The sequence below is a fragment of the Variovorax sp. Varisp41 genome (genome assembly GCF_047325085.1).
Taxonomy (GTDB): Bacteria; Pseudomonadota; Gammaproteobacteria; order Burkholderiales; family Burkholderiaceae_C; genus Variovorax.
In genome coordinates this window covers 207558-222056 of record NZ_CP168541.1, presented here as the reverse complement: position 1 = coordinate 222056, position 14499 = coordinate 207558, and the positions used below count along the sequence as shown (strand labels likewise).

Here is a 14499-nt window from a genome sequence, read left to right as displayed (position 1 = left end):
AAAGTCGCATGCATATGCGCAAACCGAGGCTGCGCCACCCGACCGCCTTGCCAAATGCAGCGCGCGCCTAAGGAAGTGCGAATCCCTTCTTTCCGCGCGAGCGGACACCGACTTAACCTGCCGCCGCACTTTTTCGCGCACCCTCCGACCACGAGTTCCCATGGCCACTTCCTCCCGCCAGATCAAGCTGGGCGCCTTTCTCATGCAGACCGGCCACCACATCGCCGCCTGGCGCCATCCGCAGGCACAGGCCGACGCGGGCAGCAACTTCCGCCACTACGTCGAGCTCGCGAAGCTGGCCGAGGCCGCGAAGTTCGATGCCGTCTTCCTGGCCGACTCGGTGGGCGTGCGCAGCAGCGAACTCGCCTCGCTCTCGCGCACCGCGCGCAGCGACCACTTCGAGCCGTTGACCCTGCTGTCGGCGCTGGCCGCGGTCACCGAGCGCATCGGCCTGATCGCCACCGTGTCAACCAGCTTCAACGAGCCCTTCAACGTGGCGCGCAAGTTCGCCTCGCTCGACCAGATCAGCGGCGGCCGTTCGGGCTGGAACCTCGTGACCTCGAGCGGCACCGGCGAGGCGCAGAACTTCAACCGCGACGAGCACTTCGAGCACGCGTTGCGCTACGAGCGCGCGGCCGAGTTCCACGACGTGGTGACCGGCCTGTGGGACAGCTGGGAGGACGACAGCTTCGTGCGCGACAAGGACAGCGGCCAGTACTTCCACGAGGACAAGCTGCACGTGCTGCATCACAAGGGCAAGCATTTCTCGGTGCGCGGGCCGCTCAACGTCTCGCGCTCGCCGCAGGGCCGGCCGGTGGTGGTGCAGGCCGGCGCCTCGGAAGCCGGCCGCGACCTCGCCGCGCGCACGGCCGAGGTGATCTTCGTCGCGCACCAGACCTTCGACGAGGCCAAGAGCTTCTACCGCGACATCAAGGACCGCGCCCAGGCCTACGACCGCGAGCCCGAGTCGATCAAGATCATGCCGGGCATCTTCCCGGTGGTCGGCCGCACGCAGGAGGAGGCCGAGGAGAAGTTCGCGCTGCTGCAGGACCTGGTGCACCCGGTGGTCGGCGTCTCGCTGCTGTCGAACGTGATCGGCGGCTTCGACTTCTCGGGCCTGCCGGTCGACGGCCCCGTGCCCGAGCTGCCCGAGACCAACGGCCCGAAGAGCCGGCAGCGCCTGCTGCTCGACCTCGCGCGGCGCGAGAACCTCAGCATCCGCGACCTCTACCTGCGCATCGCGGGCGCACGTGGCCACCAGCAGGTGGTGGGCACGCCGCAGAGCATCGCCGACCAGCTGCAGCAGTGGTTCGAGGAAGGCGGCGCCGACGGCTTCAACATCATGTCGCCGTGGTTCCCGGGCGGGCTGCAGGACTTCATCGAGCTGGTGCTGCCCGAGCTGCGCCGGCGCGGCCTGGTGCGCACCGAGTACGATGGAAGTACCTTGCGCGAGCACCTGGGGCTGCAGCGGCCGCGGCATGGGCAGCGCCGGGCCGCGGTGAGCGCCGCATAGCGGCGCGTCGCCTCTCCTCCGCTCATACGGCGGCGCGCAGCGTCCTGGCCGCCGCCACCATGTTGCTCAGCGCCGGAATCACCTCGGGCCACTGGCGCGTCTTGAGGCCGCAGTCGGGGTTGACCCACAGGCGCTCCGCGGGAATGCGCTCGGCCGCCTTCTTCATCAGCTGCACGATGTGCTCCTGGCTGGGGATGTTCGGCGAGTGGATGTCGTAGACGCCGGGGCCGATCTCGTTCGGGTACTTGAAGTCGTCGAAGGCGTCGAGCAGCTCCATGTCCGAGCGCGAGGTCTCGATGGTGATGACGTCGGCATCCATGTCGGCGATCGACGCGATGATGTCGTTGAACTCCGAATAGCACATGTGGGTGTGGATCTGCGTCTCGTCGCGCACGCCGTTGGCCGTGATGCGGAATGCATCCACCGCCCAGTCCAGGTATTCCTGCCATTGCGACTTGCGCAGCGGCAGGCCTTCGCGCAGCGCGGCCTCGTCGATCTGGATCACGCGCACGCCGGCGCGCTCGAGGTCGAGCACCTCCTCGCGGATGGCCAGCGCGAGCTGACGGCAGGAGGCGGCGCGCGGCTGGTCGTCGCGCACGAAGGACCAGTTGAGGATGGTCACGGGGCCGGTCAGCATGCCCTTCATCGGCCGTTGCGTGAGCGACTGCGCATAGCGGATCCACTCGACCGTCATCGCCTTCGGGCGGCTGATGTCGCCGAACAGGATCGGCGGCTTCACGCAGCGCGAGCCGTAGGACTGCACCCAGCCGAACTGGCTGAAGGCATAGCCCTCGAGCTGCTCGCCGAAATACTCGACCATGTCGTTGCGTTCGGCCTCGCCATGCACCAGCACGTCGAGGCCGAGCGCTTCCTGCTCGCGCACGCTGCGCTCGATCTCGGCGCGCATCGCCACCTGGTAGTTGGCCGCGTCGAGGCGGCCGGCCTTGAACTCGCTGCGCGCATGGCGGATCTCGGCCGTCTGCGGGAACGAGCCGATGGTGGTGGTGGGGAACGGCGGCAGCTTGAGGAACGCGGCCTGCTTGGGCGCGCGCTGGGCATAGACGCTCTCGCGCCGGCCGAGCTGGCTGTTGAGCCGGGCCACGGCCGCCTGCGCGGCGGGGTTGTTCACGCGCGGCGAGGCACGGCGCGCTGCCAGCGCCGCGGCGTTCGCGGCCAGCGCCTCCTTCACGGCCGCGCGGCCGTCGCGCAGCGCGCCGGCCAGCACGCGCAGTTCCTCGAGCTTCTGCAGCGCGAACGCGAGCCAGGACTTGAGCTCGGTGTCGAGCTTCTGCTCGCTCGCGAGATCGACCGGCACATGCAGCAGCGAGCACGAGGGCGCGATCCAAAGGCGGTCGCCGAGGCGCTCGGCCAGCGGCTCGAGCCAGTCGAGCACGGCGGCCAGGTCGGTCTTCCAGATGTTGCGGCCGTTGATCACGCCGAGCGACAGCACCTTGTGCGGCGGCAGCATGCTCAAGAGCGGCAGCACGTCGTCGCGGCCGTTGATGGCATCGACGTGCAGGCCGGCCACCGGCAGGTTGGCGGCCAGGTACTTGTTCTCGGCGAGCTGGCCGAAGTAGGTGGCCAGCAGGATCCTGATCCTCGCGCTCTTGAGGTGGTGGTAGGCCGTGTTGAAGGCGTGCTGCCAGTCGGCGTCGAGCTCGGTCGCGAGCAGCGGCTCGTCGATCTGCACCCATTCGACGCCGCGCGCCGCGAGCGCGTCGAGCAGCTCGGCATAGACCGGCAGCAGGCGCGGCAGCAGCGCGAGGCGGTCGGAGTCGTCCTTGGCCTTGCCGATGGCCAGGTAGGTGACGGGGCCGACCAGCACCGGCTTGGCCTTCACGCCCTGTGCCCTGGCTTCGTCGAGCTGTTCGAGCAGGCGCGAGGCATCGAGCCTGAACTCGGTGGCCGCGGTGAACTCGGGGACGATGTAGTGGTAGTTGGTGTCGAACCACTTGGTCATCTCGCCCGCGGCCACGCCGCCGCAGCAACCCGCATGCTCCTCGGCCGACTGCGCCGAGCGGCCGCGCGCCACGCGGAAGTAGTTGTCGAGCGCATCGCCATGGAAGCCGCGCACGCGCTCGGGCAGGTTGCCGAGCGTGAAGCTCATGTCCAGCACCTGGTCGTAGAACGCGAAGTCGCCGACCGGCACGAGGTCGAGGCCGGCCTGGTCGTTCCAGTGGCGCTGGCGCAGCGCGGCGCCTAGGGCCTGGAGCGTTTCGCGTGAGGACTCTCCCTTCCAGTACGACTCGAGCGCGAACTTCAGTTCGCGCCGGGCGCCGATGCGGGGAAAGCCGAGGTTGTGGGTGGTGGTCATGGGTAGCGGAAGGTCCGGCAGTACAGGGAAAGGCGCGATCCTAGGTGTGGCGACTCGTGAAGTAAAATGGTCTTATTTCACGCATCCATGAATCTGGCTCATTGACCATGCTCGAGCGCATCCATCTGTCGATCGTCCAGGAAGTGGACAAGCAGGGCTCGCTGACCGCGGCCGCCGAGGTGCTGCACCTCACGCAGTCGGCACTGAGCCATTCGATCCGCAAGCTCGAGCAGCAGCTCGGCACCGAGGTCTGGCAGCGCGAGGGGCGCAGCCTGCGGCTGACGCAGGCGGGCCAGTACCTGCTCGCGGTGGCCAACCGCGTGCTGCCGCAGCTCGCGCTGGCGGAAGAACGTCTGGGCCAGTTCGCGCAGGGCGAGCGCGGCTCGCTGCGCATCGGCATGGAATGCCATCCCTGCTACCAGTGGCTGCTCAAGGTGGTCTCGCCCTACCTCGCGGCCTGGCCCGACGTGGACGTGGACGTGAAGCAGAAATTCCAGTTCGGCGGCATCGGCGCGCTGTTCGGCTACGAGATCGACCTGCTCGTTACGCCCGACCCGCTCTACAAGCCGGGCCTGCACTACGAGCCGGTGTTCGACTACGAGCAGGTGCTGGCGGTGGCGCGCGGCCACCGGCTGGCGAACCTGCCCTACGTGAAGCCCGCGCAGCTCACGCAGGAGGTGCTGGTCACCTACCCGGTGGCGACCGACCGGCTCGACATTTACAACATGTTCCTGATGCCCGCGGGCGTGACGCCCAGGCGGCACAAGGCCATCGAGACCACCGACATCATGTTGCAGATGGTGGCCAGCGGCCGCGGCGTGGCCGCGCTGCCGCGCTGGCTGGTCGAGGAGTACGCGCAGAAGATGGACGTGGTGCCGGTGCGGCTCGGCGCGCGCGGCATCGCCAAGCAGATCTTCCTGGGAGCGCGCGAGGCCGACACCGACATCGACTACCTGCGCGCCTTCGTCGAGCTGGCGCGCGCGGCCGGCTGATCAGCCGGCCGGCCGCATGCGCTCGGCGATCTCGGCGTGGCCGCGCGCGGCCAGCGCCTCGGCGGCGCCCGCGCGATCGCGCGTTTCCTTGTTCTGGCTGAGCTTCGACTTGCCGACCAGCGAAGTGAGCGCGATCTCGATGCCGACGATGCGGCCCAGCATGTCGTCGATGAAATCGGGCGCCGAGTCGCCCATCTTCCAGGGCCTGGGCTCGGCCGCCTCGTGACGGCGCGTGAGGCGCGCGACGATGCCGCGCACGAAGCGCTCGTCGTCGCGCACGGTGATCGTGCCGTGCGCATGCACCACCTCGTAGTTCCAGGTCGGCACCTGGCGGTGCAGCTCGTGCTTGCTCGGGAACCAGCTCGGCGAGATGTAGGCCTGCGCGGCGCGGAAGACCACCATCACCTCGGTGCCGGTCGGGCAGCGCTGCCAGACGTCGTTGGCGCGCGCGACGTGCGCCGAGAGCAGGCCGTGCGTGCCGACCTCGGGATCGAACTCGAAGGGCAGGTGGTCGGCGTCCAGCCCCGCGGGGCCGTGCGTGACCAGCATGCCGAGCGGATGCTCGCGGATGACGCGCTGGAGCGCGGCGGGATCGGTGACGGCGAAATGCGCGGGGATGTACATCGGGCGTGGCTCGCAAAGCGTGGGGTGCCTCACTGTCGCCTCGAACCGGCACAATGCGAAGAACCAGTTTTCCACTTTTTGAATGGACCAGTTGTCGCTTCCCCCGGGCCAGGGCGCGGGCCGCCGCATCTACGCGCTGCTGCGCGACCAGATCGCCGACGGCACCCTGCCCGCGGGCGCGCCCGCACCGTCGACCCGGGCCCTGGCGGCCGAGCTCGGGGTCTCGCGCACCACGGTGACCGCGGTCTACGAGCAGCTCGCGGCCGAGGGCTACCTGCTCACCTCGGCGGGCCGCGCGGCGCGCGTGGCGAGCCCGCCGTCTGCGGCCGTGGCCCGACCGGCGGCCGCCTCCCGCCGCGCCCGGCCCGCGCCCACGCTGTCGGCCTACGGCCGCCGCATCGCGGCGATGGCGCCACCGTCCGCCGCGCCGAGCGAGCCGCCACGCATCGACTTCCTCTACGGCGCGGTCGCCTCGCGCGACTTCCCCGCGCTGGCCTGGCGGCGCGCCTACCAGGCCGAGCTGCTGCGCCAGCAGCGCAGCCTGAGCTACGCGCCGCCCGAAGGCGACGAAGGCTTGAGGCGCGCGCTGCAGGGCTATCTGCGGCGCGCGCGCGGGCTGGTCTGCGACGCCGGGCAGATCGTCGTGGTGCAGGGCTCGCAGCAGGGCATCGACCTGTGCGCGCGGCTGCTGCTCGATCCCGCCGATGCCTTCGTGTTCGAGAACCCCGGCTACCTGATGGCGCGGCGCTGCTTCGAGGCCACGGGGGCGACGCTGCTGCCGGTGCCCGTCGATGCGCAGGGCCTGGACACGGCCGCGCTCCCGCGCGACGGCCGCGCGCGCCTGGCCTATGTCACGCCCTCGCACCAGTTCCCGCTCGGCGGCGTGCTCGCCATCGGCCGGCGCCTCGAACTGCTGCAATGGGCGCGGCAGCAGCGCGCCTGGATCGTGGAGGACGACTACGACGGCGAGTTCCGCTACGGCCAGCGCCCGATCGATGCGCTGCGCGCGGTCGATGCCGACGGGCGCGTGCTCTACGTGGGCACCTTCTCGAAGGCGCTGTCGCCGCAGATGCGGCTCGGCTACCTGGTGCTGCCGCCCGAGCTGGTGCCGGTGTTCCGCCAGGCCAAGCGCATGGCCGACCGCCATGCGCCGCTGCTCGAGCAGCGGGTGCTGGCGGCGCTGATCGACAGCGGCGCCTACGAGCGCCACGTGCGGCGCGCGCGGCGCGAGAACGAGCGCCGCCGCACGGCGCTGCTCGAGGCGATCGCGCGCCATCTGCCGGCCGAGGCACAGGTCGCGGGCACGGCGGCCGGGCTGCACGTGGTGCTGTGGCTGCCGTGGCTGCGGCCGCGCGACGAAGCCGCGCTGGTCGCCGCCGCGCGGCTGCGTGGCGTGGGTGTCTATCCGGTGTCGCCGCTCTACGCGGGCAAGGCCGCGGGCGGTCGCTGCGGTGGCCTGATCCTCGGCTATGCGAGCCTCACGGTCGAGCAGATCGCGCAGGGCGTGCGGCTGCTGGCCGCGGTGCTTCAGCTGTAGCGCTGCTCCAGCGCGTCCCACTCGGGCTTGCCCACGAGCCGCTGGCGCTCGGCGAAGGGCGTGACCAGGCCGCTGGCCTCGCGCACTTCCTTCTCGTCGCGCAGCACGGTCAGCGCCTTCTGCATGCCGGCCACCGCGCCCTGCAGCGCGGCATTGGCATAGAGCACGATGCCGTAGCCGAGCTCGCCGAGTTCGGTCGCATTGAAGATCGGCGTCCTGCCGCCGATCACCATGTTCATGAGCTGTGGCCGGTCCAACCGTTGAGGCAGCGCGCGGACTTCCTCCGCGCTGGTCACGGCCTCGACGAACAGGATGTCGGCGCCGGCCTCGGCGAAGCGCTGCGCGCGCTCGACCGCGGCCTCGAAGCCATGGACCGCGGCCGCGTCGGTGCGCGCCATGATCAGCAGGTCGGCATCCTGCCGCGCATCGACGGCCGCCTTGATCTTGCTCACGGCCTCCTCGGTGGAGATCACTTCCTTGCCCGAGAAATGGCCGCAGCGCTTGGGCGCGACCTGGTCCTCGAACTGGATGCAGTCGGCGCCCGCGCGCTCGAGCGTGCGCACGGTGTGGCGCACGTTGAGCGCGTTGCCGAAGCCGGTGTCGGCATCGACGATCAGCGGCACCGACACCGCATCGCGGATGCGCGCCGTGTGGTCGGCGATCTCCGACAGGCCCATGAAGCCCTGGTCGGGCATGCCGAACCACATGTTGGTGACGCCGGCGCCGGTGACGTAGATGGCCTGGAAGCCGAGGTCCTCGACGACGCGGGCGGAGAGCGCATTGAAGGCGCCCGGAACGATCAGGCCGCGGCGGGCCTCGGCGAGGGACTTGAGTTGCTTGCGGGTGGACATGGGGAGGATCCGTCTTTCAGAAACTGTCGCCGGGCACGCGCACCCAGCCTTCCATCAATACGCGCGCGCTGCGGCTCATCAGGGCCTTGGTCACGGCCCACTGGCCATCGACCGCGCGCGCCTCGGCGCCGACGCGCAACGTGCCCGAGGGATGGCCGAAGCGCACCGCCTGGCGTTCGCCGCCGCCGGCCGCGAGGTTCACCAGCGTGCCGGGGATCGCGGCCGCGGTGCCGATCGCGACCGCGGCCGTGCCCATCATCGCGTGGTGCAGCTTGCCCATCGACAGGGCGCGCACCAGCAGGTCGACGTCGGCGGCCCGCACCGGCTTGCCGCTGGACGCGACGTAGTCCTTCGGCGGCGCGACGAACGCGACCTTGGGCGTGTGCTGGCGCTTCGAGGCCTCGGCGATGTCCTGGATCAGGCCCATCTTCACGGCGCCGTGCGCGCGGATGGTCTCGAACATCGCGAGCGCCTTCGGGTCGCCGTTGATCGCGTCCTGCAGCTCGGTGCCGCTGTAGCCGATGTCGGCGGCGTTGACGAAGATGGTGGGGATGCCGGCGTTGATCAGCGTGGCCTTGAAGGTGCCGACGCCGGGCACCTCGAGGTCGTCGACGAGCCTGCCCGTGGGGAACATCGCGCCGCCGCCCTCGCCCTCCCCTTCGTCGGCCGGGTCGATGAACTCCAGCGGCACCTCGGCCGCCGGGAAGGTCACGCCGTCGAGCTCGAAGTCGCCGGTTTCCTGCACCTGGCCGAGCGAGATCGGCACATGGGCCACGATGGTCTTGCCGATGTTGGCCTGCCAGATGCGCACGGTGCACACGCCGTCGGGCGGCACGCGGGCCGGATCGACCAGGCCCTGCGCGATTGCGAACGGGCCCACGGCGGCCGACAGGTTGCCGCAGTTGCCCGACCAGTCGACGAAGGCGCTGGCTATGGAGACCTGGCCGAACAGGTAGTCGACGTCGTGATCGTGCCGCGTCGAGCGCGAGAGGATCACGGTCTTCGAGGTCGACGAGGTGGCGCCGCCCATGCCGTCGATCTGCTTGGCATAGGGGTCGGGGCTGCCGATCACGCGCAGCAGCAGCGCGTCGCGCGCCGGGCCCGGCTGTTGCGCGGCCTGCGGCAGGTCCTGCAGGCGGAAGAACACGCCCTTGCTGGTGCCGCCGCGCATGTAGACGGCGGGAATCTTGATCTGGGGAATGAATGCCATGGCGATGGGTTTCTCAAGCGGCCGCGGTGTTCGCGGCCAGGAAGTCTTGCGCAAAACGCTGCAGCACGCCGCCGGCCTCGTAGATGGACACTTCCTCGGCGGTGTCGAGGCGGCAGGTGACCGGCACGCGAAGCTCCTCGCCATTACGCCGATGCACGATCAGCGCGAGGTCGGCGCGCGGGGCCGGTTCGCCGGCCACGTCGTAGGTCTCGGTGCCGTCCAGCCCCAGCGTGAGCCGCGTGGTGCCGGGCTTGAACTCGAGCGGCAGCACGCCCATGCCGAGCAGGTTGGTGCGGTGGATGCGCTCGAAGCCCTCGGCCACCACGGTTTCGACGCCGGCCAGGCGCACGCCCTTGGCGGCCCAGTCGCGCGAGGAGCCCTGGCCGTAGTCGGCACCGGCCACGACGATCAGCGGCTGGCGGCGGTTCAGGTAGGTCTCGATCGCCTCCCACATGCGCACCACGCGGCCCTCGGGCTCGATGCGCGCGAGCGAGCCCTTCTGCTGCACGCCGTCGACCACCGCCATCTCGTTCACGAGCTGCGGATTGGCGAAGGTGGCGCGCATCGCCGTCAGGTGGTCGCCGCGGTGCGTGGCGTAGGAATTGAAGTCCTCTTCCGGCAGGCCCATCTTCGCGAGGTACTCGCCGGCGGCGCTGTCGCGCAGGATCGCGTTCGACGGCGAGAGGTGGTCGGTCGTGATGTTGTCGGGCAGGAGCGCCAGCGGCCGCATGCCGCGCAGGGTGCGCGGGTTGGCCGCGAGCGCGCCCACGCCCTCGCTGTCCCAGTAGGGCGGGCGGCGGATGTAGGTGGACCGCGGGCGCCAGTCGTACTGCGGGCTGGCCTTCTCGCCGTGGTCGGCATGGATCGCGAACATCGGCTCGTAGACCTGGCGGAACATCTCGGGCCGCACCGAGGCGGCGACGATCGCATCGATCTCCTGGTCGCTGGGCCAGAGGTCGGCCAGGCGGATCTCCTTGCCGTCGACCACGTCGAGGATGTCGCGCTCGATGTCGAAGCGCATCGTGCCCGCGATCGCATAGGCCACCACCAGCGGCGGCGAAGCGAGGAAGGCCTGCTTGGCGTAGGGATGGATGCGGCCGTCGAAGTTGCGGTTGCCCGAGAGCACGGCGGTGGCGTAGAGGTCGCGCTCGACGATCTCCTGCTGGATCTTCGGATCGAGCGCGCCCGACATGCCGTTGCAGGTGGTGCAGGCGAAGGCGACGATGCCGAAGCCCAGCTGCTCGAGCTCGGCCAGCAGGCCGGCATCGCGCAGGTAGAGCTCGACGGCCTTCGAGCCCGGCGCCAGCGAGGACTTGACCCAGGGCTTGCGCACCAGCCCCAGCCGGTTGGCGTTGCGCGCCAGCAGCCCGGCCGCGATCACGTTGCGCGGGTTCGAGGTGTTGGTGCACGAGGTGATGGCCGCGATGATCACGGCGCCGTCGGGCATCAGGCCCGCGGCCTCCTGCTGGCGCGCCTCGTGCAGGCCGACGGCGATCTCGCGCTCGGCCAACTGCGAGGTCGGCAGGCGGCGGTGCGGGTTCGACGGGCCCGCCATGTTGCGCACCACGCTGGAGAGGTCGAAGCGCAGCACGCGCTCGTAGGTGGCGGATGCCAGCGCGCCGGCCCAGAAGCCCGCGGTCTTCGCGTAGGTCTCGACCAGCGCGACCTGCGCGTCCTCGCGGCCGGTGAGCCGCAGGTAGGCCAGCGTCTGTTCGTCGATGTGGAACAGCGCGGCGGTGGCGCCGTACTCGGGGCACATGTTGGAGATGGTCGCGCGGTCGCCGATGGTGAGGCTGCGCGCACCCTCGCCGTAAAACTCGAGGTAGGCGCCGACCACCTTTTCCTTGCGCAGGAACTCGGTCAGCGCCAGCACGATGTCGGTGGCGGTGATGCCCGGCTGGCGGCGGCCCGTGAGCTCCACGCCGACGATCTCGGGCAGCCGCATCCACGAGGCGCGGCCGAGCATCACGTTCTCGGCCTCGAGCCCGCCCACGCCGACCGCGATCACGCCCAGCGCGTCGACGTGCGGCGTGTGGCTGTCGGTGCCCACGCAGGTGTCGGGGAAGGCCAGGCCGTCCTGCACGTAGACCACGGGCGACATCTTCTCGAGGTTGATCTGATGCATGATCCCGTTCCCCGCGGGGATCACCTCCATGTTGGCGAAGGCGCGCTTGGTCCACTCGATGAAATGGAAGCGGTCCTCGTTGCGCCGGTCCTCGATCTCGCGGTTCTTCTCGAAGGCCCGCGGATCGAAGCCGCCGCACTCCACGGCCAGCGAGTGGTCGACGATCAGCTGCACCGGCACCACCGGATTCACCTGCGCCGGATCGCCGCCCTCGGCCGCGATCGCATCGCGCAGGCCCGCGAGGTCGACCAGCGCGGTCTGGCCCAGGATGTCGTGGCAGACCACGCGCACCGGGAACCACGGGAAGTCGCGATCGCGCCGGCGCTCGGCGATCTGCAGCAGGCATTCGTCGAGGATCGCGGGATCGCAGCGGCGCACGAGGTTCTCGGCATGCACGCGCGCGGTGTAGGACAGCGTGTCCCAGGCACCGGGGCGAAGCGCTTCGATGGCGGCGCGCGCGTCGATGTAGTCGAGCGCGGTGCCGGGGAGTTTCTTTCTGTGGCTTGAAGTCATCGTGGGGAAGCGGGCAGGAAAGCGATGCGGCCCCGCTGCGAGGGGCCGCGCGGGGTTCATTCGGAGCGGATGTCGTTGTCCTTCACGACCTTGGCATAGCGCGGGATCTCGGTGCGGATCAGCGCGCCAAACTGCTCGGCGCTGCCGCCGGCCGGCGACACGCCGGTGGGATCGAGCTTCGCCACCAGTTCGGGCGCCTTGAGCCCGGCGTCGAGCGCGCCGTTGAGCTTCGCGAGCACCGACGGCGGCACGCCCCGGGGCGCGATCAGGCCGTGCCAGGCCACCACGTCGTAGTCGGGCAGGCCGCCGCTCTCGGCGATCGAGGGAATGTCGGGATAGGCCTGCAGCCGCTTCGCCGTGGTGACGGCGAAGGCGCGCAGCCGGCCCGACTGCACGTGCGGCATCAGCGCCTCGGTGCCCGCGATCAGCATGTCGACGTTGCCCGCCACCAGGTCGGTGACGGCCGGCCCGGTGCCGCGGTAGGGCACGTGCGTGGCCTTGACCTTCGCCATGCCGAACAGGTACTCGCTCACGATGTGCAGGTGGCTGCCGTTGCCGGCCGAGGCGAAGGTCAGCTTGCCGGGGTTCTGGCGCGCGAAGGCCAGCAGTTCCTGCAGGTTCTTCGCGGGCACCTTCGACGGGTTGACGCACAGCACGTAGGCGCCCTTCGAGAGCTGGATCACCGGCGTCATCTCGGCCACCGGATCGAAGCGCAGCTTGTAGAGCGAGGGATTGACCGTGTAGCTGCCCGCGATCAGCAGCAGCGTGTAGCCGTCGGCCGGCGTGTGCAGCGCGTACTCGGTGCCGATGGTGCCGCCGGCGCCGGGCCGGTTGTCCACCACCACCGACTGGCCCAGTTGCTGGGTCAGCACGTTGGCCGCCACGCGGGCGATGAAGTCGGAGCCGCCGCCCGGCGCGAAGGGGCAGACGATGCGCAGCGGCTTGTTCGGGAAGGCCTCCTGGGCGCGGCTCAGGGTGGCGGCGGGCAGCGTCAGTCCCGCCAGGGCGGCGGTCGAGAAGGCGCGGCGGTTCAGCGTCATGGTCTTGTCTCCAGTGTTGTCGTTCGATGTGGGAGCGTGCCGCCCACGGGAGGCGGCACCGCGGAGTGTGCTCCGAGCGACATCGACCTGGAAGGACTTCACCGCGCCGCTGCCCCCGCCTCAGGCGCGCGCCTCGATCGGCACGAACGCCAGGTCCTCGGGGCCGGTGTAGTTCGCGCTCGGGCGGATGATCTTGTTGTCCACGCGCTGCTCGATGACGTGCGCGGCCCAGCCGCTGGTGCGCGCGATCACGAACAGCGGCGTGAACATGGCGGTGGGCACGCCCATCATGTGGTAGCTCACGGCGCTGAACCAGTCGAGGTTGGGGAACATCTTCTTGACCTCCCACATCACCGACTCGAGCCGCTCGGCGATGTCGTACATCTTGGTCGAGCCGGCCTCCTGCGACAGGCGCCGGGCCACGCCCTTGATCACCACGTTGCGCGGATCGCTCACGGTGTAGACCGGGTGGCCGAAGCCGATCACCACTTCCCTGGCCTCCACGCGGCGGCGGATGTCGGCCTCGGCCTCGGCCGGGCTGTCGTAGCGCTTCTGGATCTCGAACGCGACCTCGTTGGCGCCGCCGTGCTTGGGGCCGCGCAGCGCGCCGATCGCGCCGGCGATGGCCGAGTGCATGTCGCTGCCGGTGCCCGCGATCACGCGGGCGGTGAAGGTGCTGGCGTTGAACTCGTGCTCGGCGTAGAGGTTGAGCGAGGTGTGCATCGCGCGCACCCAGGCCTCGGAGGGCTTCTCGCCATGCAGCAGGTGCAGGAAGTGGCCGCCGATCGAGTCGTCGTCGGTCTCCACGTCGATGCGCTTGCCCTGCGTGCTCCAGTGGTACCAGTACAGCAGCATCGAGCCCAGCGAGGCCATCAGGCGGTCGGCGATGTCGCGCGCGCCCGGCAGGTTGTGGTCGTCCTTCTCGGGCAGCACGCAGCCCAGCGCCGAGACGCCGGTGCGCATCACGTCCATCGGGTGGGCGCCGGCCGGCAGGCTTTCGAGCGCTTCCTTCACGCTCGCGGGCAGGCCGCGCATCGCCTTGAGCCGTGCCTTGTAGGCCTTGAGCTCGGCGCGCGTGGGCAGCTTGCCGTGCACCAGCAGGTGGGCGATCTCCTCGAACTCGCAGACCTCGGCGATGTCGAGGATGTCGTAGCCGCGGTAGTGCAGGTCGTTGCCGGTGCGGCCCACGGTGCACAGCGCGGTGTTGCCCGCGGTCACGCCCGAGAGGGCAACGGATTTCTTGGGGCGGAAGCCCGCGGGTGCGGTGGTGTCGGTCATGGGGTTCATGCGGTTTCTTCGTTGAGGTAGGCGCGATCGATGGCGGCGGGACGACCGGCGGCGTCGACCGCCACCATCTCGAACACGCCCTTGAGGACTTCTTCGGCCGGCACGCCCGGCACGTCGGCCAGGCCGGTCACGCACACGGTCATCGAGCTGCGGCCGATGCGGCTGACCCAGCCGCGCAGCAGCAACTGGTGGCCCACCGGCACCGGCGCGAGGAAGTCGACGCCGGTCACGCCAGCCATCACAACCTCGCGCTGCGCCAGGCCGCGCGCGGCCAGGAAGGCGGCTTTGGTCATCAGTTGCAGGCCCTGCCCGGCGAACAGCGTGCCGCGGTGGTTGGCATGCACCGGCAGCACCAGTTCGCGCAGTTCGGTCGTTCCAGCGGGTGTTGTCATGCTTCGCAATCTACGCAGAGAATGCGGTTTGCAGAAGGACTGAAAAGGCAAATTCTTGCGAACCTCAATCCTCCAATTTGCGAATTTTGCGAATTTCCCCG

General features: G+C 70.1%; 11 protein-coding genes. 3 read left to right on the top strand and 8 right to left on the bottom strand.

Going from position 1 to position 14499, the window contains the following annotated elements; genetic code table 11:
- Positions 1-160: 160 nt before the first annotated feature.
- A complete protein-coding gene (locus ACEN9J_RS32190; RefSeq protein WP_296729418.1) occupies positions 161-1513 on the top strand; it encodes an LLM class flavin-dependent oxidoreductase in 1353 nt (450 codons plus the stop codon).
- A gap of 22 nt (positions 1514-1535) precedes the next feature.
- Here ACEN9J_RS32190 and metE read toward each other — a convergent pair whose 3' ends face one another.
- Complete coding sequence (gene metE / locus ACEN9J_RS32185; RefSeq protein WP_413765304.1) at positions 1536-3827, bottom strand: 5-methyltetrahydropteroyltriglutamate--homocysteine S-methyltransferase; 2292 nt, start codon at positions 3825-3827, stop codon at positions 1536-1538.
- Positions 3828-3934: 107 nt separating this feature from the next.
- Here metE and ACEN9J_RS32180 point away from each other — a divergent pair, with 107 nt between their 5' ends.
- Complete coding sequence (locus tag ACEN9J_RS32180) at positions 3935-4819, top strand: LysR family transcriptional regulator (protein WP_057592609.1); 885 nt, start codon at positions 3935-3937, stop codon at positions 4817-4819.
- On the opposite strand, the gene ACEN9J_RS32175 is transcribed toward ACEN9J_RS32180, so the two are convergent.
- Entirely contained in the window at positions 4820-5443 is a 624-nt protein-coding gene (locus tag ACEN9J_RS32175) for an FMN-binding negative transcriptional regulator (protein WP_413765303.1), read from the bottom strand.
- A gap of 82 nt (positions 5444-5525) precedes the next feature.
- On the opposite strand from ACEN9J_RS32175, the gene ACEN9J_RS32170 reads away from it, so the two are divergent.
- Complete coding sequence (locus tag ACEN9J_RS32170; RefSeq protein WP_057592607.1) at positions 5526-6980, top strand: PLP-dependent aminotransferase family protein; 1455 nt, start codon at positions 5526-5528, stop codon at positions 6978-6980.
- Here ACEN9J_RS32170 and ACEN9J_RS32165 read toward each other — a convergent pair.
- The 6 genes from ACEN9J_RS32165 to ACEN9J_RS32140 all read right to left on the bottom strand — a co-directional run bounded on the left by ACEN9J_RS32165 (position 6971) and on the right by ACEN9J_RS32140 (position 14398).
- Positions 6971-7831, bottom strand: a complete 861-nt coding sequence (locus tag ACEN9J_RS32165; protein WP_413765302.1) for an isocitrate lyase/PEP mutase family protein — start codon at positions 7829-7831, stop codon at positions 6971-6973. The two genes, ACEN9J_RS32170 and ACEN9J_RS32165, sit on opposite strands and share 10 nt — an antisense overlap.
- Positions 7832-7847: 16 nt before the next feature.
- A complete protein-coding gene (gene prpF / locus ACEN9J_RS32160) occupies positions 7848-9041 on the bottom strand; it encodes a 2-methylaconitate cis-trans isomerase PrpF (protein ID WP_413765301.1) in 1194 nt (397 codons plus the stop codon).
- A 13-nt stretch (positions 9042-9054) separates the two neighbouring features.
- The gene (acnD, locus tag ACEN9J_RS32155; RefSeq protein ID WP_413765300.1) at positions 9055-11679 is read right to left on the bottom strand and encodes a Fe/S-dependent 2-methylisocitrate dehydratase AcnD; all 2625 of its coding nucleotides are present in this window, start codon (positions 11677-11679) and stop codon (positions 9055-9057) included.
- Between the two features lie 56 nt (positions 11680-11735).
- Positions 11736-12719 carry a tripartite tricarboxylate transporter substrate binding protein gene (locus ACEN9J_RS32150; protein ID WP_296729407.1) on the bottom strand — a complete coding sequence of 328 codons (984 nt, stop codon included), beginning with the start codon at positions 12717-12719 and terminating at the stop codon, positions 11736-11738.
- A gap of 120 nt (positions 12720-12839) precedes the next feature.
- Complete coding sequence (gene prpC / locus ACEN9J_RS32145; RefSeq protein ID WP_172705295.1) at positions 12840-13997, bottom strand: 2-methylcitrate synthase; 1158 nt, start codon at positions 13995-13997, stop codon at positions 12840-12842.
- A gap of 5 nt (positions 13998-14002) precedes the next feature.
- Positions 14003-14398, bottom strand: coding sequence for an acyl-CoA thioesterase (locus ACEN9J_RS32140; protein WP_413765299.1), 396 nt, complete (start codon positions 14396-14398; stop codon positions 14003-14005).
- Between the last annotated feature and the right edge of the window lie 101 nt (positions 14399-14499).